The sequence below is a fragment of the Pedobacter westerhofensis genome, from assembly GCF_900182595.1.
Lineage (GTDB): Bacteria > Bacteroidota > Bacteroidia > Sphingobacteriales > Sphingobacteriaceae > Pedobacter > Pedobacter westerhofensis.
The window spans coordinates 438,287-458,326 of sequence record NZ_FXTN01000004.1; the positions used below are offsets into that span (position 1 = coordinate 438,287).

The 20,040-nt window shown below is 43.0% G+C and carries 22 protein-coding genes, 2 tRNA genes and 2 pseudogenes; 11 read left to right on the forward strand and 15 right to left on the reverse strand.

Annotation, left to right across the window (positions count from 1 at the left end; all coding sequences use genetic code 11):
- Window positions 1-117: 117 nt before the first annotated feature.
- The 7 genes and pseudogenes from FN831_RS09905 to FN831_RS09935 form a co-directional block, all read right to left on the reverse strand.
- Window positions 118-666: an ORF6N domain-containing protein gene (locus FN831_RS09905; RefSeq protein WP_142528064.1), complete on the reverse strand. Its 549-nt coding sequence runs from the start codon at window positions 664-666 to the stop codon at window positions 118-120.
- Window positions 667-721: 55 nt separating this feature from the next.
- Window positions 722-862 (reverse strand): annotated as a pseudogene (locus FN831_RS28405) (site-specific integrase); the annotation flags it as partial.
- A 483-nt stretch (window positions 863-1,345) separates the two neighbouring features.
- A tRNA-Asp gene (locus tag FN831_RS09915) sits at window positions 1,346-1,419 on the reverse strand.
- A gap of 64 nt (window positions 1,420-1,483) precedes the next feature.
- On the reverse strand, window positions 1,484-3,115 hold the full coding sequence (locus tag FN831_RS09920) for a PepSY-associated TM helix domain-containing protein (protein WP_142528065.1): 1,632 nt from the start codon (window positions 3,113-3,115) through the stop codon (window positions 1,484-1,486).
- A gap of 7 nt (window positions 3,116-3,122) precedes the next feature.
- The gene (locus tag FN831_RS09925) at window positions 3,123-3,404 is read right to left on the reverse strand and encodes a hypothetical protein (protein ID WP_142528066.1); all 282 of its coding nucleotides are present in this window, start codon (window positions 3,402-3,404) and stop codon (window positions 3,123-3,125) included.
- A gap of 2 nt (window positions 3,405-3,406) precedes the next feature.
- Window positions 3,407-3,739 carry a hypothetical protein gene (locus FN831_RS09930; protein ID WP_142528067.1) on the reverse strand — a complete coding sequence of 111 codons (333 nt, stop codon included), beginning with the start codon at window positions 3,737-3,739 and terminating at the stop codon, window positions 3,407-3,409.
- 161 nt (window positions 3,740-3,900) lie between these two features.
- Window positions 3,901-4,869: an aldo/keto reductase gene (locus FN831_RS09935; RefSeq protein ID WP_142528068.1), complete on the reverse strand. Its 969-nt coding sequence runs from the start codon at window positions 4,867-4,869 to the stop codon at window positions 3,901-3,903.
- Between the two features lie 121 nt (window positions 4,870-4,990).
- Here FN831_RS09935 and FN831_RS09940 point away from each other — a divergent pair, with 121 nt between their 5' ends.
- Window positions 4,991-5,338, forward strand: coding sequence for a winged helix-turn-helix transcriptional regulator (locus FN831_RS09940; RefSeq protein WP_142528069.1), 348 nt, complete (start codon window positions 4,991-4,993; stop codon window positions 5,336-5,338).
- 64 nt (window positions 5,339-5,402) lie between these two features.
- Here the strand turns inward: FN831_RS09940 and FN831_RS09945 are convergent, their stop codons facing one another.
- From FN831_RS09945 to FN831_RS09965, 5 genes are all read right to left on the reverse strand, one after another.
- A complete protein-coding gene (locus FN831_RS09945; protein ID WP_142528070.1) occupies window positions 5,403-6,401 on the reverse strand; it encodes a hypothetical protein in 999 nt (332 codons plus the stop codon).
- Between the two features lie 31 nt (window positions 6,402-6,432).
- Complete coding sequence (gene msrB / locus FN831_RS09950) at window positions 6,433-6,951, reverse strand: peptide-methionine (R)-S-oxide reductase MsrB (protein WP_142528071.1); 519 nt, start codon at window positions 6,949-6,951, stop codon at window positions 6,433-6,435.
- A complete protein-coding gene (msrA, locus tag FN831_RS09955) occupies window positions 6,948-7,592 on the reverse strand; it encodes a peptide-methionine (S)-S-oxide reductase MsrA (protein WP_142528072.1) in 645 nt (214 codons plus the stop codon). Before msrA ends, msrB begins: the two co-directional genes overlap by 4 nt.
- Before the next feature lie 4 nt (window positions 7,593-7,596).
- On the reverse strand, window positions 7,597-8,436 hold the full coding sequence (locus FN831_RS09960; RefSeq protein WP_142528073.1) for an alpha/beta fold hydrolase: 840 nt from the start codon (window positions 8,434-8,436) through the stop codon (window positions 7,597-7,599).
- A gap of 285 nt (window positions 8,437-8,721) precedes the next feature.
- Window positions 8,722-9,324 (reverse strand): FMN-dependent NADH-azoreductase, encoded by a 603-nt coding sequence (locus FN831_RS09965; RefSeq protein WP_142528074.1) that lies wholly within the window; start codon window positions 9,322-9,324, stop codon window positions 8,722-8,724.
- A 117-nt stretch (window positions 9,325-9,441) separates the two neighbouring features.
- Between FN831_RS09965 and FN831_RS09970 the strand changes: the two genes are divergently transcribed.
- From FN831_RS09970 to FN831_RS09975, 3 genes and pseudogenes are all read left to right on the forward strand, one after another.
- Window positions 9,442-9,819: a winged helix-turn-helix transcriptional regulator gene (locus tag FN831_RS09970; protein ID WP_246101444.1), complete on the forward strand. Its 378-nt coding sequence runs from the start codon at window positions 9,442-9,444 to the stop codon at window positions 9,817-9,819.
- Between the two features lie 208 nt (window positions 9,820-10,027).
- Entirely contained in the window at window positions 10,028-10,360 is a 333-nt protein-coding gene (locus tag FN831_RS27930) for a PHP domain-containing protein (protein ID WP_221931324.1), read from the forward strand.
- Between the two features lie 81 nt (window positions 10,361-10,441).
- A pseudogene (locus FN831_RS09975) lies at window positions 10,442-11,236 on the forward strand (CehA/McbA family metallohydrolase); the annotation flags it as partial.
- A gap of 166 nt (window positions 11,237-11,402) precedes the next feature.
- Here the strand turns inward: FN831_RS09975 and FN831_RS09980 are convergent.
- Window positions 11,403-11,476 (reverse strand) — tRNA-Asp (locus FN831_RS09980).
- A 318-nt stretch (window positions 11,477-11,794) separates the two neighbouring features.
- Here FN831_RS09980 and FN831_RS09985 point away from each other — a divergent pair.
- From FN831_RS09985 to FN831_RS09995, 3 genes are all read left to right on the forward strand, one after another.
- Window positions 11,795-12,730 carry a ring-cleaving dioxygenase gene (locus FN831_RS09985; protein ID WP_142528075.1) on the forward strand — a complete coding sequence of 312 codons (936 nt, stop codon included), beginning with the start codon at window positions 11,795-11,797 and terminating at the stop codon, window positions 12,728-12,730.
- 1 nt (window position 12,731) lies between these two features.
- Entirely contained in the window at window positions 12,732-13,373 is a 642-nt protein-coding gene (locus tag FN831_RS09990) for an alpha/beta hydrolase (protein WP_142528076.1), read from the forward strand.
- 137 nt (window positions 13,374-13,510) lie between these two features.
- Window positions 13,511-14,095: a pentapeptide repeat-containing protein gene (locus tag FN831_RS09995; RefSeq protein ID WP_142528077.1), complete on the forward strand. Its 585-nt coding sequence runs from the start codon at window positions 13,511-13,513 to the stop codon at window positions 14,093-14,095.
- 69 nt (window positions 14,096-14,164) lie between these two features.
- Here FN831_RS09995 and FN831_RS10000 read toward each other — a convergent pair whose 3' ends face one another.
- On the reverse strand, window positions 14,165-14,818 hold the full coding sequence (locus FN831_RS10000) for an NAD(P)-dependent oxidoreductase (protein ID WP_142528078.1): 654 nt from the start codon (window positions 14,816-14,818) through the stop codon (window positions 14,165-14,167).
- Between the two features lie 186 nt (window positions 14,819-15,004).
- On the opposite strand from FN831_RS10000, the gene FN831_RS10005 reads away from it, so the two are divergent.
- From FN831_RS10005 to FN831_RS10020, 4 genes are read left to right on the forward strand one after another with little or no spacing between them, the layout of a single operon-like run.
- Entirely contained in the window at window positions 15,005-16,066 is a 1,062-nt protein-coding gene (locus FN831_RS10005) for a LacI family DNA-binding transcriptional regulator (protein ID WP_142528079.1), read from the forward strand.
- An 18-nt stretch (window positions 16,067-16,084) separates the two neighbouring features.
- Entirely contained in the window at window positions 16,085-16,927 is an 843-nt protein-coding gene (kduI, locus tag FN831_RS10010) for a 5-dehydro-4-deoxy-D-glucuronate isomerase (RefSeq protein WP_142528080.1), read from the forward strand.
- A gap of 27 nt (window positions 16,928-16,954) precedes the next feature.
- On the forward strand, window positions 16,955-17,725 hold the full coding sequence (locus FN831_RS10015; RefSeq protein ID WP_142528081.1) for an SDR family NAD(P)-dependent oxidoreductase: 771 nt from the start codon (window positions 16,955-16,957) through the stop codon (window positions 17,723-17,725).
- A gap of 12 nt (window positions 17,726-17,737) precedes the next feature.
- Window positions 17,738-19,003, forward strand: coding sequence for a DUF4861 family protein (locus tag FN831_RS10020; RefSeq protein WP_142528082.1), 1,266 nt, complete (start codon window positions 17,738-17,740; stop codon window positions 19,001-19,003).
- A 4-nt stretch (window positions 19,004-19,007) separates the two neighbouring features.
- On the opposite strand, the gene FN831_RS10025 is transcribed toward FN831_RS10020, so the two are convergent.
- A complete protein-coding gene (locus tag FN831_RS10025; RefSeq protein WP_142528083.1) occupies window positions 19,008-20,018 on the reverse strand; it encodes a LacI family DNA-binding transcriptional regulator in 1,011 nt (336 codons plus the stop codon).
- Window positions 20,019-20,040: the final 22 nt, after the last annotated feature.

Genomic DNA, 20,040 nt, shown 5'->3' on the forward strand with positions numbered 1-20,040 from the left:
AAAACCCCAGACAAATACAATTTGAATCATTTAAATTCGCCATGATTCTGGAATGCCCAATCAAAGATTTTTCGCCGATCAACCGCTAACGACAAAAAATCCAAAGTGACATCGACGTTATAGATTATCAGGCTTAAATCCAATTCTAACTCTAGGACGTTTGGGCTTATCTTGTTTTTCCAGGAGTTCATCTAAATACTTAAAGACAATTTCCATATTTTTATCTTGATTATCTAGCTTCCCCTTTATTTTCTCAATTTCAAGTTTAACTTCAGTAATATCCGTGAGTAAGAGCCGCATCTTTGTGAAGATCCTGATAATTTGAATATTTACTGATATTGCTCTGTCACTATTTAAAATACTTGACAACATAGCTACGCCCTGTTCTGTAAATGCAAATGGAGTAGAAGAGCCGAATTTAGCGTTTCTAGGCAGGTTATCACAAATTGTGATAACCTCATGCCACTCTTTTTTAGTTAATTGAAACATGAAATCTTCCGGAAACCGCAATATATTCCTTCTCACCGACTGCTTTAATGCGCGTGTTTCGACTTCATATAAAATAGCAAGATCAAAGTCAAGCATTACTTTTCGTCCACGGATTTGAAATATCTTGTTCATGACAATCTCATCTGGTATAAGTGCATTATTGTTATGTTCTTCCATAATGTTGATGCTAAACCCAATACATTTGGGTAAATTGGTTCTAACTTATTTCAATTTATCCTATGAGTGTTAATTTATTTTTCAACATTGCCATATCAGCGCCTACCTTACTATCAAGTATTTTCGCGTAATGTTGAGTGGTCTTAATATTTGTATGACCAAGCATTTTGGAAACGCTTTCTATGGGTACGCTGTTGCCGTCCAGTCGGCAAGTTTTAGTATTCCAATGTGCTGGATCACATAGTTTGCCCGTTGACAGCTCTTTAGGTACTCCATCTACGGTAATATGCATCTAAATTGGCATTTCGCCGGAAACATAATTTTTTGGCTTCTTCAAATAGAAGAGCAGACTAAATGTGTTTTTCGTTTTCTTAAGATTAGAGTTAAACAATACCGAAGCTCCGCCTTACGAAGCGAGCTCTACATTAACGTTAAAAAACAGTAATTAAATGAATGTAAATTAGCATTGCAGATACGAGTAATCAAGATGTTCAATTTTTTAATATGCTGATAGTCAATTATATATGAGGTTTTCAGTGAGTCAGGTGTTTTGATTCATTGACTCATGAATTACTCACTATTTGTACTGGAAATATTGTTTATTTCGCGAAGTCAATCAATCAAAAAAGCCCTTAATCATCAGATTAAAGGCTTTTTGAATGTTTTACTACTTCTTATGCGGACCGGACGGGACTCGAACCCGCGACCTCCGCCGTGACAGGGCGGCATTCTAACCAGCTGAACTACCGGTCCGTTCTCCCTTGCGGGGCTGCAAATATAGAAAAAAAGCGCAATCCCGTATTAAATTTGTTTTTTTTTATATTTCTGGCTGCAATTTTTGTTTCTGCCTGATTTTGTAAAAGCTGATCAATCCAACGATTGCAATTGCCAAACTGAACAGATCAATAAACAAAATATCGGTAGCCCCGGTAGAATAGGTTTTCCATATCCAGTTGCCAGTGCATACGCCATTAGCAACAGGTATCAGCAGGCTGAATACACTGCCTAACAACAGTGTTTCGCGGTTTGTGCGGTTTAAGTTTTTACGGATGATATAATAAGCAGACAGCAGGAGCCAGCTATAGAAGTAAACCCTGTAAATAAACGTCATATCAACAGCAGGGCTCACCTTGACTGCGATAAAAGTTATAGCGGTAACAGGGAACATAGACAAGCAGATGGCAAGAAAAATATTGGCCAGCCAAAGGTTGAACTTCCGTTTACGCTCAGGAACATTCTTTTTATCACGCGCAACCAGCCAGATCATTATTCCGGAAATAATAACCACACATCCCATCATTCCCAGAATGAAATAAATGATCCTGAGCGCATAACCGCTGTAATCTCCAAAATGCAAGTGATAGATCAGGCTTTTAACCTTAGCGATGTAGCTGCTTTCTCCAAGCGGAGATCTGTGATAAAACACCTTATTACTTTTAATGTCGTAAATTACCTTTCCTGTTCCTGAGAAACTGCGCTGAGGATTAGCGGTTCCTTCAATCATAATGGCCATAGAGGCATCGCCGTAATTTTTGATCAGCACACGGATGATATCAGAATCTTCCCAGGTTTTTTGAGTACGGTCAACATAAGATTGTACATCAGTTTTCACCGGCAAGGCCTGGTAGGTATAGGTATAAACCCTTGCATCAGCATATTCCAGGTCACTGTACATCTTGTCTGCCTTGCCCTGATAAAACATAAATGTAAAAGGCATTAAAAGAATTGCGTTTACGATCAGCACTACTCCTGTGATTGCATAAACCAGCTGGAAGGGGAAACCAATCATTCCTAAAGCAGTATGGGCATCTGTCCAGACTGTTTTCACTTTAGACCAGGGCCTGAAGACAAAGAAGTTGGACACAATTTTATCCCAGTGCAGGAGCAGGCCTGTGATCAGTGCAAACAGAAAAAAGAAGGAGACCAGGCCTGCAACCAGGTATCCGAATGGTGTACCAATCCTGATGGGCACCTGATTTAACTGGGCAAGGAAATGGAGACGGTAGAGAAATTCTCCGAGGTCATAAGTTTGATCGTACGTTTTACTTTCTCCCTTATAAAAATTGTATTTAAAGTATGCTCCGTCGCCATCGTCGCGCCTTCCCCTTTTACGGCCTTTTTTTTCGTGACCAGGCTTCTTTTTTGGTGCAAGCGTACTGTCTTTTGTAGCTGTAACCTCAACATAGGTATCGAAGGTGTTTTTCTGCAGATAAAAAGATATGTCCCTGCCTTTTAGTTTGTACTTCTGATCCAGGGAGTCCAGTAATTTATTGTAATCCAGCTTTTTATTTTCATGGGCATTGAACGATGTATTGCTCTGCCAGGCAGAGATTTCATCTTTGAACAAAGTATATGAACCTGCGAAAAAGATAACAAATAATATGGCTGATATGATAATACCACTGATGGTATGCGTATTAAAATATATATTATAATTTCTGTTTTTCATGTTTCGGTTACAGTTTTAAAAGGAAGGGGATGGAGAAAAGGGCTGTTAGTAAAATATAGTATAGCCAGATTTTCCATGCGCTTTTTGACAGAAAGGCCAGGAGCATTAAGATGGCCCACAGCGTGTAGCCCGTAAAGGCTGCTGTGATAATTACATTTTTTGGTTCAAAAATATATCCAAGTAAATAATGAAAGGAGATCATCACACAGTAGCCGCCCAGAAAACCGGCGGTTATTTTGAGGAATTTTTGAAAAGGGGATTTTGTAAGGTATTTTTTATTAGCTGGCATATTTAGAAAATCAACTGTTCAAAAACAATGAAAAGCAGGAATAACGCGGCCATTTGCTTTACAGACACATAGCGAAACGGAAATAATAAAACAATCAGGCATCCCATTGCCATCAGGATAATCATAAAGCTGAAAGTCCCTGAGACCATACCATTGTCCAATACCAGCAAAATGAATGCGGCCAGCGTAAGTATCGCGCTGAGCACAGTTGACAGGACCCGCTTTTTTTCAAAATAGCTTGCCCACACAGGTTTATCAGACCAATCGTTCTTTTTTGATAAATTGTATAAGAACAGAAAGGCAATAAATACCAGTAAAACAATTGTTGTGTACATGAAAATGGATTATAATGAGCCGTTATCAATCAAAACAAATTGCGATTCAGAAACCATTTAGTGATGGGCTTCTCTTCTTTATTTAGATTGATTAAATGCAAATATATAAACGTAGAGTCATTTTTCAAATGTTTTTTATTGATTTTACTGCAACGTTCATTTTAAGATGAACGTTGTACGGTGGCGAGTAAATCATGCGGGTACCCGAGAGAAACGGCACTGAGCTGATCAAGCTGAGAGATATGTTCCGGTCTCAATTGAAGGGATGCTGCCTGCAAAGCATCATGGATATGGGCAACTGTACGCGCTCCAATGATAGGAAAAGTGTTTTTGGTCATGACCCAGGCCATTGCTATCTGCCCGGGACTGGCATGAAGTTCCGAACCAATCAGGATCAACTGATCAATTGTTTTCTTTGTCAGGTCATTTTCCTGATAATCCGAATCAGATGAACGGTTGATGCGGCCGGCTTCGCCCTGTCGGTATTTTCCCGTCAGCAAGCCACCTGCAAGGGGAGAATACATCATTGTGCCCAAACCAAATTGTGCAGCCATAGGAATAAGTTCCCTTTCGGCTGTGCGCTGTAATAAGTTGTATTCAATCTCCAGGGCCGTCAATCGTGTTTGAGAGCCTATGGCTGCAGCCTTCCAGGCAGGAAAGTTAGTGAGGCCTGTATACAGTACTTTACCTGCTGTTACCAAATCTTCAAGTCCTCTTATAATTTCATCAACAGGGGTGATGCCGTCATCGAAATGGGGCATGTAAATATCAATGTAATCCGTTTTAAGTCGTTTTAAGCTGGATTCAACCGCCTGTCTCATCGCTTTGCGGTGATTGCCACGGTTTGTGATTGCGGGTTCAGCCTGATTGCTTTGGGTATATTTGGTACAAATGATAAAATTGCTGCGCTGATGATCAATGAATTTTCCTACCAACTCTTCAGATTCACCGAGCTGGTACCGATCCGAGGTATCAATAAAGTTTCCTCCTTCATCGGCATAAGCTTTTAATATGAGTTCTGCTTCTTTTGCGCTTGCCCCATAACCGTTCCGTGTGCCTAACATCGCTGCGCCTAGTATCATTTCGCTTGCATACAGGCCCGTATTTTGTCCAAATAGTTTATTTTTCATTGTCTTTGATTTAAGGATGTAAAATTGGAATAATCCGCCCTCCTGGTCAAGTACAGCTAAATTTATCTATACCAGATAGTATTTTCATATGACCTATATTTGAGGATCAAACAGAATTGTGATGTACAAAAAGAAGATTCCGGTATCAGTGGATTGTGGGTTACACTTATTCATGACCGTAATTAATGGAAAATGGAAGATCAACCTGATCTGGTGTATATATTCAGGCATTAAGCGGCCTGGAGAGTTGGAACGAAAAATCCCGCAGGCGACACGTAGAGTACTGGATGCACAGCTCAGGCAGTTAACCGATCACGGCATCATTTCGAAAGTCATTTATGATGAGCTTCCACTCAAAGTAGAGTATGAATTAACTCCGCTGGGCAAAACAATCATACCGGCAATTGCAGTTGCTGCCCAGTGGGGCGAGGACAACCGTGAAGAACTGGAGCGCCTGGTTCAGGACTGATCATCAATAAAAAAGGCCAGGAACAGTAAAGTCCCTGGCCAATCATCATACTTCAATCAGCTCCTCAAAACGGCAACAGCGAAATTCTAAATTCGCCGTAGGTAGTGGATTTACCTTTCGTTTTGATGAAAGCATCGTCATAATTGCTGTCTTTAGCAATTGTTCTGGCTGAGACAGTGCTATTCACACCACCGCTGATTCCCAGTAAAATGTATTTGCCGAGCAGATATTCAAAACCTGGCCCGCTTTTAATTTCGATTGTGTTGTAGCTGTATTCATGGGGCAGCGCAGGGGCGCCGGATTTATAAAATGAAGCATAGGTATTGGCATTTGATCCCAGGTAAACCCAGGCTTTGCGTGACAAGGATTGCTTCAGCGTTGCGCTTTGCGGCAGATCAACTATCAGGTCCAGCCCGTTACTGTTTAATTTCCGGTAATAGTTGATTGTAGGGAGTACCGGCGTAGGAGCAGAGGGATCGATCTGTACAAGCGCCCCAACAGCAAAATATACATCTGGTGTTTTCCTGACAGGAAAGACAATGCTGCCATTAAAATTGAATCGTCTCACTGACTTTAGGTTGTCAGATATTCCGGTAAATACCGCGGAGTAGATTACCGGGGTATGAAAAAGTTCATCAGTTCTTGAATAATTCAGAGCCAGGCCGAGGGTGCTTTTAGAGGTGCTGCCAGTATTTACCAGGGGTCCAGCTAATTTATTGTCGACTTCGCGTACATCAAAGAACTGTTCATTGTGGTAGATGGTTGCGCCGATAACATTTCCATCCCAGCTGCTGATCGGAATAGAGAAGAAGGAACTGATCCTTGAATTACGGCTCTTGCCACTGTTCAGATCTTCATCGTTTAGTTTTGAATCAAAGTGTCCTGATCCGAATATGTCGGCCGTAACCGAAGCCCGGCGGAGTGTATTAAATCGGATCGCCTGCTCGCGCGACTCCTTCTTAAGCGTATCTGCAGGATGAATGCTGGACATGCTGAACATGTTTTGCGCATATGTACCGATACTGAAAAGAAGCATACCGACAATTAGAATATTGATTTTCATGTTGTATTTTGAAGTGGGAAAATTGTACTGGTTATTTCTTTTTATCTGGTTCAAAATCAAGTGATACAGAGTTCATGCAAAAACGTTGGTATGTTGGAGCAGGGCCGTCATCAAAAACGTGGCCGAGGTGGGAATCACAGCGGCCACATAACACTTCGGTCCGCTCCATCCCTGCAGAATTATCAGTTTGATAGCGAACAGCCGCAGGTCGTTTTGGCTCGAAAAAGCTTGGCCAGCCACAGCTGCTGGCAAACTTTGCATCCGACCTGAACAGGAGGTTGCCGCAAACGGCGCAGTAGTAGGTTCCCCTAGTTTTACTATTCCAGTATTTCCCGGTGAAAGGCCGCTCCGTGTTATTTTCGCGTGCAACAGCGTACAGATCTGAAGAAAGTACTTTTTTCCATTCTGCATTGCTTACGTTCAGCTTTGTAATGTCTGTATTGGAATACCAGGGATTGTGCTCATGGCCAAGGGCGGTTTTTTCATTTTGGGCATAGCTGCTCAGGCAGATCAGCATCAGCAGGCTGCAGTAAATCAGGATTTTTTTCATTGTTTAAGTTTGTTTTTAAAAATGCGTTTGAATTCTTCAAGTTGAGGCTGGATCACATAACGGCAGTACCCTTGCTCAGGATTGTTTTTATAATAGTCCTGATGCATTTTTTCAGCATCATAAAAAACCCTGAATGCAGTTACTTCGGTTACAATAGGCCTGGGATAGATTTTCTTTCCGGTTAGCTGACTGATATAGTATTGTGCCTTTTTGTGCTGCTCTTCATTATGATAAAAAATGGCTGAACGGTACTGGGTGCCAACGTCGTTGCCCTGCCTGTTTAGTTGTGTTGGGTCGTGAGACAGGAAAAAAGCCTGCAGCAGTTCGTCGTAACTGATCACCGAGCTGTCGAAAACCACGTTAAATGCTTCGGCGTGCCCGGTTGTCCCAGTGCAAACTTCTTCATAGCCCGGATGCGCAACATGGCCGCCGGTATATCCCGCAGTTACCTTTATGACGCCTTTTAGCTGCGAAAATTTTGCTTCACCGCACCAGAAGCAGCCGGTTGCGAAAGTTGCTGTTTCAACAGGCCCCACAGGTTTGTTTATGACTTCGGGAGGTGTTTTTCTGATAAAATTGGCCCTGAGGGCTGAGAAGCCAAGTGAAAGCATCAGTATGAATAACAGAATTGGATTTTTCATCAGGTTATTTTATAATTTGTAAAAGGAAATCTGTTACCTGATCTGGTTTGGTAAGCATTGGACAATGACCAGAGTCTATAGCAAACACGTTTTTAATGCCGGCAGCACTCACCATTTTTCTTTGCAGGTCTATGGTGATGGCATGGTCCTGATTGGTATAGATGTAATATTTTGGTACTGAAGCAAAAGATGGGTTTTTTAAGAAAATCTTGTCTGCCTGGGCGGCAATAGGCTCCGGGCGGTTGTTTGCGATGAGTAGTTGTTTAACTGCCTCAGTACCATCCTGGGCGAAAACCTGCATGATTTTATCATTGGGGATACTTGCTGTACTGCCATCAGCGGATATAATCAAAGCCGGGCCGAACTGTGAATTTGGATCCATAGCAGTGAGGTCAAAGATGGATTGGTTATTTGCCGGAACAAAGCCAGCAAGGTAAACCAGTTTCTCTATATGGCCTGGAATCGTATCGGCTACTGCAGTGATAATGGCGCCTCCCAAACTGTGGCCTACCAGCACCACAGGCCCACTGATTGCCGTGATCGCTGAAACAACTTTATCGCGATATGTTTTGATAGTAATCGATGAAGGGGGAGTCTGGTCCTGACCGTGGCCCGGCAGCTCAATGATTACTACTTTTTGTCCGGCAGCTTCCAGTTTTGTTTTTACAAACTGCCAGGCGTAAGGAGCCTGAAAAGCGCCATGTACAAGTACAAAGGTTTTGGGAGCTGGTGCGTGATCTTGCTCGTCTTTACTGCATCCTGTGATTGTAAGAAGGCAAACTGCAAAAAAAATCAGTGAGTAAAGCAATGGCACCCGTGTGTTTTTATAGAATTGAGATTTCATATCAAATAAAATTATTTGATACAAACCTAGGCGGTAATTGAGAGCCTTTTTTTCACTTAAGTTAATATAAACGTGAATATCGGTACTTGTACTGTACTGCGTGATACCAGGCGAACACAGAAGCCTGAACTGAACTTTGTTTTTCTTTCCATGAAAATGCCCCCAATAAGATTCTACTTTGTTGGGGGCACTTCAAATCTGATGATTTGCAGGACTCTTTATTTTTGCTACAAAATAAAGATAGTTCTATCCCGCTGCAATATGTAATGAGCTATTCCGCGTTGTTTAATCAATTACTATGCTTGCAATTGCTTTGTCCATAGCATGATCCTTGATACCGGGAACCTTTAGGCCTTCGGCACGGAACACCGTTTGGCCTGTCATCCCCAGGAAGCCCAGGAAAGCCTTCAGATATGGCGCAACAAAGTCATTTACCTGACCCGGTCCTTCAGAATAAATACCTCCGGAAGACATGGCTACATATACTTTTTTACCGGTTACCTTTCCCACAGGACCATTTTCACCATAGCCAAAGGTTATTCCAGCCCTGGTGATATAATCAATCCAGGCTTTCAAAGCTGTATGGATGGTGAAGTTATACAATGGAGCTCCAATGACGATAATGTCAGCTGATAACAACTGATTGACCACTTCGTCAGAAAAGCTTATAGATTCCTTTTCTTCGGGAGTCAGTTGATCGGCTGGAATAAAAAATGTGCGTAGTACGGTAGGATTGAGGTGAGGAATTTCGATCTCGACCAGATTCAGCTCTTCAAGAGTGTTCTCAGGGTATTTTTCCTGAATTTTTCTGATGATGGCCTGACCCAGTTTGATACTGTATGATTCTTTGCCCTGGATGCTGGAGATTATGTGAAGGATGCGTTTCATGAAAAAAATTATTATGAGTTTGTGATCTGAAGCAAAAGTATGGTTACCTGGTGATGAAAAGTTAGTACTTACCTAAAGGAAAGCGGTTACCTGGAGGTAAGTGATTACCTTTGGAGGATGAAGATGATTATAAATGAGGCACTTCCAGACAAGGATGAATGTACGGGCTCACTGAGGAATGTCCTTGATGCACTATCAGTTTTAAATGGGAAATGGAAGATCGCTTTAATTCTGTCTCTTGTGCAGTCATCAAAGCGGTTTAATGAGATTCAGCATGAACTTAAGGGGATATCCCCGAAAGTGTTAGCTAAAGAACTGAAGGATTTGGAGCTCAATGATTTTGTTAAACGATGTGTGTATCCGACTACTCCGGTTAGTATTATTTATGAAGCGACCGATTACAGCCGTACATTAAAAAGTCTGATTGGGGAACTTAGCGCCTGGGGGGAACAGCACAGGGAAAAAGTCAAACAGAGTATGCGAAAGCAATCCTGAGTGTTTGTAACAAACTGCACAGGTTAACAAATTCATAATAATAATTGAACCATAAATGCACATCTGATTGTTCAATTTTGCCGGAATAATTACCCTGTCTGGCAAGCTCCATTCAATTATGGACTAACTTTTATGCATTAATAGTATATGAGATTGCCTATACCGCAGAATGCGGTCGGGATGATTGTTACTTACTTATTCGGCATTTATGATCAAAGATATATTCCATACAAATAAAACCAACAGACTGATCCGCGTGGCTTTCACTATGCTTGCCACCATGTGTGCCATTCATTCTACGCAGGCCCAGCAAACTAAACATGTCAACCCATGGACCGCTAAAGAGCTTGGTAAACTACCACCGATAGCCAGTCTTACAGACGGCGTCTGGCTGAAGGGTGACCTGCATGTACATTCAAGTCATAGCACTGATGGCGTCAATCCTGGCCCTGAACGGCATCCGGTCAAAACTATAATTGCTTTTGCGAAATCAGTTGATTTTGGTTTCATAGGAATTACAGATCACGATAATCACGTGTGAGGAGATGTTGAACATCACACCTGGGCTGATCCGGATTTCAAATCGGATTCAGTATTATTATTATACGGAGCGGAGTGGACCACCACCCGTGGCCATGGCAATACCTTTTCCGCGAAGCCATATGATCACCAAAAATTTTATGATGTTCGTGATCAGCGGGATGCCAATATCATTGCGGTAAAAAAAGAACTGGGAATTCATGTATCAGCTAATCATCCGGCTGGCCCTAAAGATCACTTCGGATTTTCTTATGACTTGGTTGACGCAATGGAAGTCTGGAATTCAGCTTTGTGGACCAAAAACGCTAACTCTATCCTGATATGGGAAGATATGCTGGCCTCGGGACGCAGGGTAACAGGCCGCGGAGGGAGTGATACACACTCGCCGAGTGAACTTAACTATATTGGCACCCCAACAACCTGGGTATTTGCCGCTAAACGTACATCGCAGGGAGTGGTTGACGCTCTGCTGAACGGTCGCGTTTCTGTAAGTGCAAATCCTTTTGCCCCACGTGTTGAGTTCTTCGCTGATCTCAACGAAGACGGTAAAATGGATATGATGATGGGTGATAACGCGAAATCCACCGGAAAACCCATCAAATTCCGGGTCGAGCTGAAAGGGAATATAAAAACAGATAGTACCTATACTGTGAATGTGATTAAAGACGGCCGTAATTTTGGCAGCTTTAAAATGTCTGGGAGCAAGCCTGTGATCGAGTTTATTGATACGCCAAAGTTAATTGAGCGTATGTATTACCGTCTGACTGTTGAAGGACCTCCTACCAATTATCCGCAGGTACCTCGCTCGGCAGCTATCACAGGGAACATGGTTGCTTTGTCAAACCCGATATACTTCAATTTTGACCCTGAATTTTAGAGGGATATCATCATATAGCCTGCATTAAGAGCCGATATTTTAACGAGGATATAGGTGAGAAACAGAAGCTACTATAATTGTAGAGAGCCATCTTGCTCGCTTGCTCAATATTTAGAAAGATCGGAAAACAGAAGAGCCTCAACTTTTTCAAGTTAAGGCTCTTTTGCGGACCGGACGGGACTCGAACCCGCGACCTCCGCCGTGACAGGGCGGCATTCTAACCAGCTGAACTACCGGTCCGTTCTCCCTTGCGGGGCTGCAAAGATAGAAAACATATATTCAAATGCAAATCAAATTAAATATATTATTTAAGGCTTGTACGGTTAAAAAAATGCCAGTTGTCTATTCTGCTTAATGTCATCTGTTTATGATTGTAATATAGTCATCAGCTTCTGCCTTGCCTCCCTCGATCATCTGTGCTGATATTCTCAATTTCTCAAGCATCCTGATAAAGCAATTTCTTACGATATGGTAAGATTTTTAAAAAAGGGAAGGGCTAAATTTGTTTCAACAATAAGGAAAAAGCAACTCCAGCTTAACATAAACAGAAAGATCATTATGGAAAACACAATTTTAGGTCTGCACCACATCACTGCCATTGCAGGCAATGCGAAAGTTAACTACGATTTTTACACCAGGATTCTGGGACTGCGTTTGATCAAAAAAACCGTCAATTTTGATGATCCCCAAACCTATCATTTATATTATGGCGATGAAGCAGGCTCGCCCGGAACGATACTGACATTCTTTCCATGGGGCAATATCGGTGCCGGCAGAAGGGGTACAAGACAGGTGACAGAAATCGGGTACAGTGTACCGGAAGGAAGCCTGGGATTCTGGCAGGAACGTCTTGAAAAAAATAACGTAACCTATAATAAAGCGTCAGAAAAATTCGGCGAAAAATATCTTACCCTGCTTGATCCTGACGGGCTTAAATTTGAACTCACAGTAGCGAAAAACAAAGATACCAGAACATCATTTTTAACTCCTGAGATCGGTGCGGAAAACGCAATACTAGGCTTTCATCAGGTGACAATTACAACCAATAAAATGGATAAAACTGCCGAAGTGCTCACCTCCATCTTTGGATATAAACTGATGGAACAGAATGTGAACCGCTACCGCTTTATTACGGATGCTGTTGAACAGGCAGCGATTGTAGATCTTGTGGAGGCACCGGGAGAAACTGCCGGGCATGTAGCAGGAGGCTCGGTACACCACGTTGCTTTCCGTGTGAAAGACGAAAAGACGCTGATGTATTTTAGGGATAAAGTAGTAGCAATGGGATTAAATATCACTGAGAAAATTGACCGTAACTATTTTTATTCCCTGTACTTCCGCGAACCGGGTGGTGTATTATTTGAAATGGCGACTGATAACCCCGGATTCACCGTTGATGAGCCACTAAATGAGCTGGGCACAAATCTTAAACTGCCTTCACAATATGAAAGCCAGAGATCAGAAATAGAAAGCATCTTACCAAATTTAATTTAACATGTATCAACATTCAAAAAATATAGTTACCGCAGGCCTGCCTGTGGAAAATGCCAAAAGTGCCCTGATCATGATTCACGGCAGGGGGGCTTCGGCCGAAAGTATGGTCCCTTTAAGCAGTTATCTTGATACCAGGGATATGGCGGTGTTCGCCCCGCAGGCGAGTCGTCACAGCTGGTACCCTACAAGCTTCATTGCTCCGGTTGAAGAAAATCAGCCGGCGCTTGATTCAGCATTGGAAATTATCAATGAACTGGTGCAGGATATCATTAAAGCGGGAATTCCTGCTGAGCAGATTTATTTCCTGGGCTTTTCACAGGGAGCCTGTCTCACGCTGGAATATGTGACCCGAAATGCGATGAAGTATGGCGGGGTGATCGCCTTTACAGGCGGATTAATAGGAGAAGAGATTGCTATGGAGAATTACAGGGGCAACTTTGAGCAGACAACAATACTGATCACTACCGGTGATCCCGATGCACATGTGCCGCTGAAAAGGGTGAAAGAGAGTGCTGCAATCATGGAAAAAATGAACGGAAAGATGCATGTAGTGGTTTATCCGGTGAAACAGCATACCATTACAAATGAAGAAATTGATGTTGCAAATCAACTGTTCTTTAGTGCAGATGTAAATCAGGTATAAGTAGAAAGGAGAACAAAAAATGTTGAAGATGCTGCTTTCCCTGAGGGACAATTTAATTGGCTATTATGTTTCCCTGCATTTTAAAATGTATTAGATTTACGGCCTGATAGGGGTTTAATTTAAGGCAGATATACATTTTGAGTACAGCAGAGGAGCCAATAGCACATTACAATAAACGTTTTGAAAACATCAACTACGAGGATAAACATCTCGTGGGCAGGTATTTTGACAACTGCGTTTTTTATAAATCAACGATAAAAGGCTGTCTGTTTGACGACTGCACTTTCAATAAATGCACTTTTGAAGAAACGGATCTTTCACTGATCAAACTAAAGGAAACTTATATCAGTGATTGCATCCTGATTAACTGTAAGGCCATTGGGATTTTGTGGTACGATACACAAAATCCATTTTCACTGCAGGCCAGAGGTTCTATTATCAGCTATTCGAGTTTCTTTGGTAAAAACCTAAAGAAAATAAAACTGCTGAACTGTGTTGCCCGTGAAGTGGATTTTACGGGTTGTAATATGAGCAGTGCGGATTTGAGCGGAACCGATTTCATGGGCTCAACTTTCTCAGATACTGATCTGAGGCTGGCAAATTTCACTGCTGCACAAAATTACCAGATTGATCCGGCCGGGAATAAAATCAGAGGGGCTATTTTTCAATTGCCCGCTGCGATTTCATTCCTGGATAGTCTTGGGATCACTATTGTAGATTAATAAGTTTAGTTTTACACAAAAAAGAGAGAACAACATCACGTTATTCTCTCTTTTTTGTGTAAAACTATGCTAATATGCCGCAGTAAACTGCTGTCTGATATGTTTAGGTGTTTCAAGTTCATCAATGATGACTACTGCAAGATCTTCTACTGATAAAATGGACCTGCTGTCGTCATTGAACACAGGCTGAGTTGTTCCCAGACGGTAATTTCCTGTCCGTGTGCCCGATGTTCCCTGGTGCATTTCAAAGGCTGGGCTAAAAAATGTCCAGTCTAAGTCTGTATTCTTTTTAAGGATATTAAGATAATCTCTGGCCGCAGAAGCACCGGGATAAATTGCCGCCGGGAATTCCGGTGTATCCACAGCCTGGATGCCGGGTGCTATTTCCAAGGCTCCCGCGCCACCGATTACAATATACCTTTTGATACCTGTGGCTTTAACTGCAGCCTCGATCGACCGGGAGCCTTTCAGAAATTCCTCATAGATATCAGGATTGCTCCAGCCGGCATTGTATGCGCTGATGACCGCATCAGTTCCCGCAAAGGCAGCTTTAATCTGATCAGTATCTAAAGCGTCGGCCTTAATGATGCTGAGATTTTCATGTTCTAAAGTTATATTTTCAGGATTTCTAACGATCGCTGTTACCTTGTGGTCTCTGTTTAATGCTTCGCTTAAAATTGCTGCGCCTACAAATCCGGAAGCTCCGACTAATGCTACATTCATATTGTTTGATTTATTAAAATGATTATCACCTTTTTTAAGGTGCTGCTAACGGCTCAAATGCCTCTTTCAGCAGTGCTGATGATACAAATCTACTGAAAAGAAGGTTAAACAACTACTCTGCTGCCATTGATTATGGATTTATGAAAACGTTTTCATAAATTCGTTGAGTTCGTTATTGATCAACATATGAAGGAAAATCAACAGCATCATACAATTCTTGATTTGGCAGCCGCGCTCAAATTATCGCCCGCCACAGTTTCAAGAGCGCTGAACAATACCTCATACGTTAAGAAAGAAACGAAGCAGAGGGTGATGGAGATGGCCCTGAAGCTTGGATACAGGAAAAACACGATGGCTGCCGGTCTCAGGAACAGCAAGACCAACACCATTGGTTTGATCCTTCCGAAAATCTCTATGTTTTTCCACGCAGAGGTGGTTACTGTTGTTCAAAACCTGTTGCATGCACAGGGATATAACCTGCTAATCGGGCAATCAAATGATGATCCTGCGATGGAAAAGGAACTTTCAGAAACTTTTTTCTCTTCGCGTGTAGATGCAATGATCGTATCCTGCACACTGCAAACAATAGATTTCAGTCATTTCGACATCTTTGCGGATCATCAGGTTCCAATCCTATTTTATGACCGTGTTCCGCCCGGAAACTATAAGGCAAGAGTAATCAAAGGCGATGATTTCCAGGGCGGTTTTATTGCAGGGCAACATCTTGCCGAAGCTGGCTGCAGGAATATTGGCATGATCAACGGGCCCATGACTTCAAATATATATGAAGCGCGGGCCGCAGGCTTTATGGGCAGCTTGCAGTATTTTAATCTTCCGGTACGTAAAACACTGTTTTATCATCAGGAGCTGAGCACTGAACAAACAATTGCAGCTCTGAAAAAGATGTTTGCGGCCAAAAACAAGCCCGACGGGCTTTTTGTAACCAGCGACAGAAATGCAGTTACCGTAGTACAGTATGCAAAGGAAAACGGTATCAGGATACCGGAAGACCTGCGCATCGTAGGGTATTCCAATGATCCGGTAACGGCAGTTATCAGTCCCTCGATTACTACCATCGATCAGTTTCCTTCTTTATTTGGCAGTAAACTGGTAGAAACACTGCTTGAAATGATGGATACAATACAAACTGATGAATATATTCCTGCCGTGGTTACTCCTGTTAAACTTGTAGAAAGGGAATCAACATCAATCCTTAAACCAATAATTAATCCTATCAAATTAAAATAGCAAAATACAAAAATTATTATGGAAAATCGTTTTGAAAGCCGTTATGCAGTAAGTCCTGTGGAAGCAAAGGCTATGGATACCACTGCACTGCGCAGTAATTTCCTGATCAGCTCCATCTTTGAAGCAGGGAAAGTGAATCTCACCTTATCACATTTCGACCGTTATATTGTTGGTGGTGCAATGCCTGTACATGGCAAGCTCAGCCTTCCAAATCCGGATGACCTGAAAGCACCTTATTTCCTGCACCGCAGGGAGCTGGGGATCATCAATGTAGGTGGCGATGCAATTATTACCGCTGATGGCATTGAATATGCACTGGCTTACAAAGAGGCACTCTATATTGGAAAAGAAACGGCAGACGTTCAGTTTGAGTCGGCCGATTCCGCAAAACCTGCAAAGCTGTACATCAATTCTGCACCGGCACACCATAAATTCCCTACAAAGAAAGTTACTAAGGCAGAGGCCGATATTGTGGAACTCGGATCTCTGGAAACTGCCAATCACCGTATCATCAATAAACTGATCGTGAACAGTGTGATCGAAACCTGTCAGCTGCAAATGGGAATGACGGAACTGAAAACAGGCAGCATATGGAATACCATGCCTGCGCATACCCACGACAGAAGGATGGAAGCTTACTTTTATTTTGAAGTGCCTGAAAAACAAAGTGTATGTCATTTTATGGGACAACCACAGGAAAGCAGGCATATCTGGATGCAAAACGAAGAAGCTGTGATTTCACCAAACTGGTCGATACACTCAGGAGCAGGAACCAGCAATTATACCTTTATCTGGGGAATGGCGGGAGAGAACCTCGACTATGGAGATATGGATCACTGCGCAATTAACGACTTAAAATAATTTAGTTATCGCTATCAAAAACAAACTATGTCAGTATTAAATACATTTGATTTAAAGGGAAAAACAGCATTGGTTACCGGATGCAAAAGAGGAATGGGCAAGGCAATGGCTATAGCCCTTGCCGAGGCGGGAGCAGATATTATCGGCGTTTCTGTTAATCTTGAACTCGCCAACAGTGACGTAGAATCAGAAGTTACGGCGCTTGGCAGAAAGTTCACAGCTTATCAGTGCGACTTTGGTAACAGGGAAGCACTTTATGTCTTTATAGAAAAAGTTAAAGCTGCACACGCGGTGATCGATATCCTGGTGAATAATGCTGGTACAATCCTCAGGATGCCTGCGGCAGAGCACTCCGATGAGTTCTGGGACGAGGTGATTGCCGTTAATCAGAGTGCACAGTTTATCCTCACCAGGGAAATCGGTAAAGGAATGATTGCGGCAGGAAGCGGAAAGATTATTTTTACGGCTTCGCTGCTCTCTTTTCAGGGTGGCATCAATGTTCCGGGCTACGCGGCCAGTAAAGGTGCCATCGCATCACTAACCAAAGCTTTTGCCAATGAGTGGGCCTCCAAAGGGATCAACGTGAATGCAATCGTTCCGGGATATGTTTCAACCGATAACACTACCGCACTGAGGGCGGATGAGAATAGGAGCCGTTCAATACTGGAACGTATCCCTGCGGGCAGGTGGGGAGAGGCCGAAGATTTTAAGGGACCGATCGTTTTTCTCAGCTCAAAAGCCTCTGACTATGTTCATGGCACACTGCTCACCGTAGATGGCGGATGGATGGGCCGTTAAATCAATAAAGATATGAAAAAAGTACTATTCCTGCTGTTCATCGGATGCGGGAGCGTAAACGGATATGCACAGCAGGTGGCGATACAACTGAGAAATATGCTTCCCATGGAGCGTAAAAATGAACTGATTGAACTGGACAGGGCTTTCCTTGAAAAAAAACTGGGCAGGCTGTCTGAAACAGTCCCTCTGGAGGTTGTGGGTCTCAAAGACCGTCCGGCTGTGCAGTTTGACGACCTCAACGGAGACGGCAAATGGGAGAAGGCTGTTTTCCTTTGTGATTTTAAATCCAGAGAAACAGTAAAGCTGAAGCTGGTACTCACCGGAGAAGTGGTGGTTTCAGGAGGCCCCTTAGCCCATGTACGCCACCGGCGCAAGCGGGGCGATGATTTTGGCAGGGATTTACGCCTTGACAGTGTTCCTGCAGGGCAGCCTAATACCGACTTTACGAAGGTGAAGCTTCCGCCTTTTCTGACCGAAGGTCCGGCATGGGAAAATGATAAGGTAGGTTTCAGGATCTATATGGATGTCCGCAATACCAAGGATATCTGGGGCAAGACTACCCCGGCAATGATGATGGATGTGGTAGGGGTAGATCCGAATGTGATTTATCACGACCTGGCACCATGGGGAATGGATATCCTGGCGGTAGGTAAATCCCTGGGCGCTGGTTCGCTTGCACTTAGTGTTCCCGTAAAAGGTAAAAGTGATACCCTGGTGAGGCTGGGGGGCATAAATATGGGCAGGATCATTTATAAAAAGATTTCAGACGGCCCTGTACGTGCTGTTTTTCAGATGCAATACCCTGCATGGAATGTACTGGGAAATGGTAGGCTCACAAGCCTCACCGAGCAGATCAGCATCTGGGGAGGGCAGTACTTTTATGAGAGCAAGGTGTCCATGAAGAATGCACCTGCAGGCGCCAAACTGGTTACGGGCATTGTAAACCTGAAAAGCAAAAAGGCTGTTCAGGATACCCTGCACAATCCGGCATTGCTCTATACATTTGACCGGCAGAGCGAAAACAAAGATAACCTGGGCATGGCAGTGATGCTGAACAGGGCCGATCTGGTCGCTTTTGGACAAACACCAGATGCAGGAAGTGACGTGTTAAATACGTACACGGTGCAGCTAAAAATGCCCATTTCAAAACCAGGCGTAACTTTTCGTTTTTATTCCTGCTGGGAACGTTCTGATGCTAATTTTGCTTCGGAAGGACGCTTTAAAAGGTATTTGTCAAAAGAAGCGAAAGCTTACACCAGCCCGATTTTAGTGAAGTAGAAAACTACCTGATAAACAACCGGGTCTGCAGGATATTTCTTTCAAATTCAGTAACAGGAAACTTAGCTTCTATAAGCTCCAGTAATTTCTCTGTAGCCAGCTGGCCCATGTCAAAAGCAGGCTGAAATACTGAGGTGATCGGCGGATTAAACAGATCAAGCACGTCAGAATTGCTAAATCCAGCTATGGCGATCTTTGTTGGGTTGAGCATATTGAGCTTCTTCAGTACATGCATGCAGCCCATTGTCAGTCGGTCGCCGGCTACAAATATAGCATCGGGCCTATTCTTCAGGCTCAGCAGTTCTTTCACCGCAGTTTCTACTTCATCCTGGATCATGCCACCATGAGGGCAATTCTTAATATATTCAGGATGAATTGATAATCCATTCTCATGTAAAGCATCTGTATATCCAGTGAGCCGCTCAATGCTGATTGATAAATGTGCTGAGCTGGAAATGTGTGCAATCTTAAGGTGTCCGGAACGGATCAAATGGCTGGTGGCCTCATAAGCACCTTTCGCATTGTCAGCTATTATTTTAAAGGTATCAATGCGTTCTGGCACACGGTCAAAAAACACAATCGGCAGGCCCCGCTGGTGCAGCTGCTCCAAATGGCTCACATCACTGGTCTCGGCAGAAAGCGAAATCAGTAGCCCGTCTACAGACCTTGATGCCAGATGCTGTACGTTAGTTTTTTCCCTTTCAAAAGATTCGTGTGTCTGGGTGATGATGACCGTGTAACCACGACTGTTCGCAATGGATTCTATGCCATTTATGGCCTGTGAAAAGTAATGATTGGCAACTTCGCTTACAACGATACCTATAGACTTGCTCCGCCGTTCTTTAAGGCTCAGGGCATTGGGATTGGGGCGGTAATTTACCTGCTGGGCATAATCCATCACCAGTTTCTTGGTTCCTGCGCTGATCTCGTAACTGTCGCGTAAAGCCCTGGAAACCGTAGAGGTGGAAAGGTTCAGCGCCCGGGCAATATCTTTAATGGTAGAGCTCTCAAACATTTGGTTAACTGGGTAGATTTTT

Coding starts and splice junctions, on each gene's coding strand:
- msrA (WP_142528072.1), bottom strand. CDS start 7,592: ATGAAAAATCCAATTCTGTTATTCATACTGATGCTTTCACTTGGCTTC.
- FN831_RS09945 (WP_142528070.1), bottom strand. CDS start 6,401: ATGAAAATCAATATTCTAATTGTCGGTATGCTTCTTTTCAGTATCGGT.
- FN831_RS09930 (WP_142528067.1), bottom strand. CDS start 3,739: ATGTACACAACAATTGTTTTACTGGTATTTATTGCCTTTCTGTTCTTA.
- FN831_RS10000 (WP_142528078.1), bottom strand. CDS start 14,818: ATGAATGTAGCATTAGTCGGAGCTTCCGGATTTGTAGGCGCAGCAATT.
- FN831_RS09990 (WP_142528076.1), top strand. CDS start 12,732: ATGTATCAACATTCAAAAAATATAGTTACCGCAGGCCTGCCTGTGGAA.
- FN831_RS09965 (WP_142528074.1), bottom strand. CDS start 9,324: ATGAAACGCATCCTTCACATAATCTCCAGCATCCAGGGCAAAGAATCA.
- FN831_RS09920 (WP_142528065.1), bottom strand. CDS start 3,115: ATGAAAAACAGAAATTATAATATATATTTTAATACGCATACCATCAGT.
- FN831_RS10005 (WP_142528079.1), top strand. CDS start 15,005: ATGAAGGAAAATCAACAGCATCATACAATTCTTGATTTGGCAGCCGCG.
- FN831_RS10025 (WP_142528083.1), bottom strand. CDS start 20,018: ATGTTTGAGAGCTCTACCATTAAAGATATTGCCCGGGCGCTGAACCTT.
- FN831_RS10015 (WP_142528081.1), top strand. CDS start 16,955: ATGTCAGTATTAAATACATTTGATTTAAAGGGAAAAACAGCATTGGTT.
- FN831_RS09970 (WP_246101444.1), top strand. CDS start 9,442: ATGAAGATGATTATAAATGAGGCACTTCCAGACAAGGATGAATGTACG.
- kduI (WP_142528080.1), top strand. CDS start 16,085: ATGGAAAATCGTTTTGAAAGCCGTTATGCAGTAAGTCCTGTGGAAGCA.
- FN831_RS09905 (WP_142528064.1), bottom strand. CDS start 666: ATGGAAGAACATAACAATAATGCACTTATACCAGATGAGATTGTCATG.
- FN831_RS27930 (WP_221931324.1), top strand. CDS start 10,028: ATGATCAAAGATATATTCCATACAAATAAAACCAACAGACTGATCCGC.
- FN831_RS09940 (WP_142528069.1), top strand. CDS start 4,991: ATGTACAAAAAGAAGATTCCGGTATCAGTGGATTGTGGGTTACACTTA.
- msrB (WP_142528071.1), bottom strand. CDS start 6,951: ATGAAAAAAATCCTGATTTACTGCAGCCTGCTGATGCTGATCTGCCTG.
- FN831_RS09935 (WP_142528068.1), bottom strand. CDS start 4,869: ATGAAAAATAAACTATTTGGACAAAATACGGGCCTGTATGCAAGCGAA.
- FN831_RS09985 (WP_142528075.1), top strand. CDS start 11,795: ATGGAAAACACAATTTTAGGTCTGCACCACATCACTGCCATTGCAGGC.
- FN831_RS09960 (WP_142528073.1), bottom strand. CDS start 8,436: ATGAAATCTCAATTCTATAAAAACACACGGGTGCCATTGCTTTACTCA.
- FN831_RS10020 (WP_142528082.1), top strand. CDS start 17,738: ATGAAAAAAGTACTATTCCTGCTGTTCATCGGATGCGGGAGCGTAAAC.
- FN831_RS09925 (WP_142528066.1), bottom strand. CDS start 3,404: ATGCCAGCTAATAAAAAATACCTTACAAAATCCCCTTTTCAAAAATTC.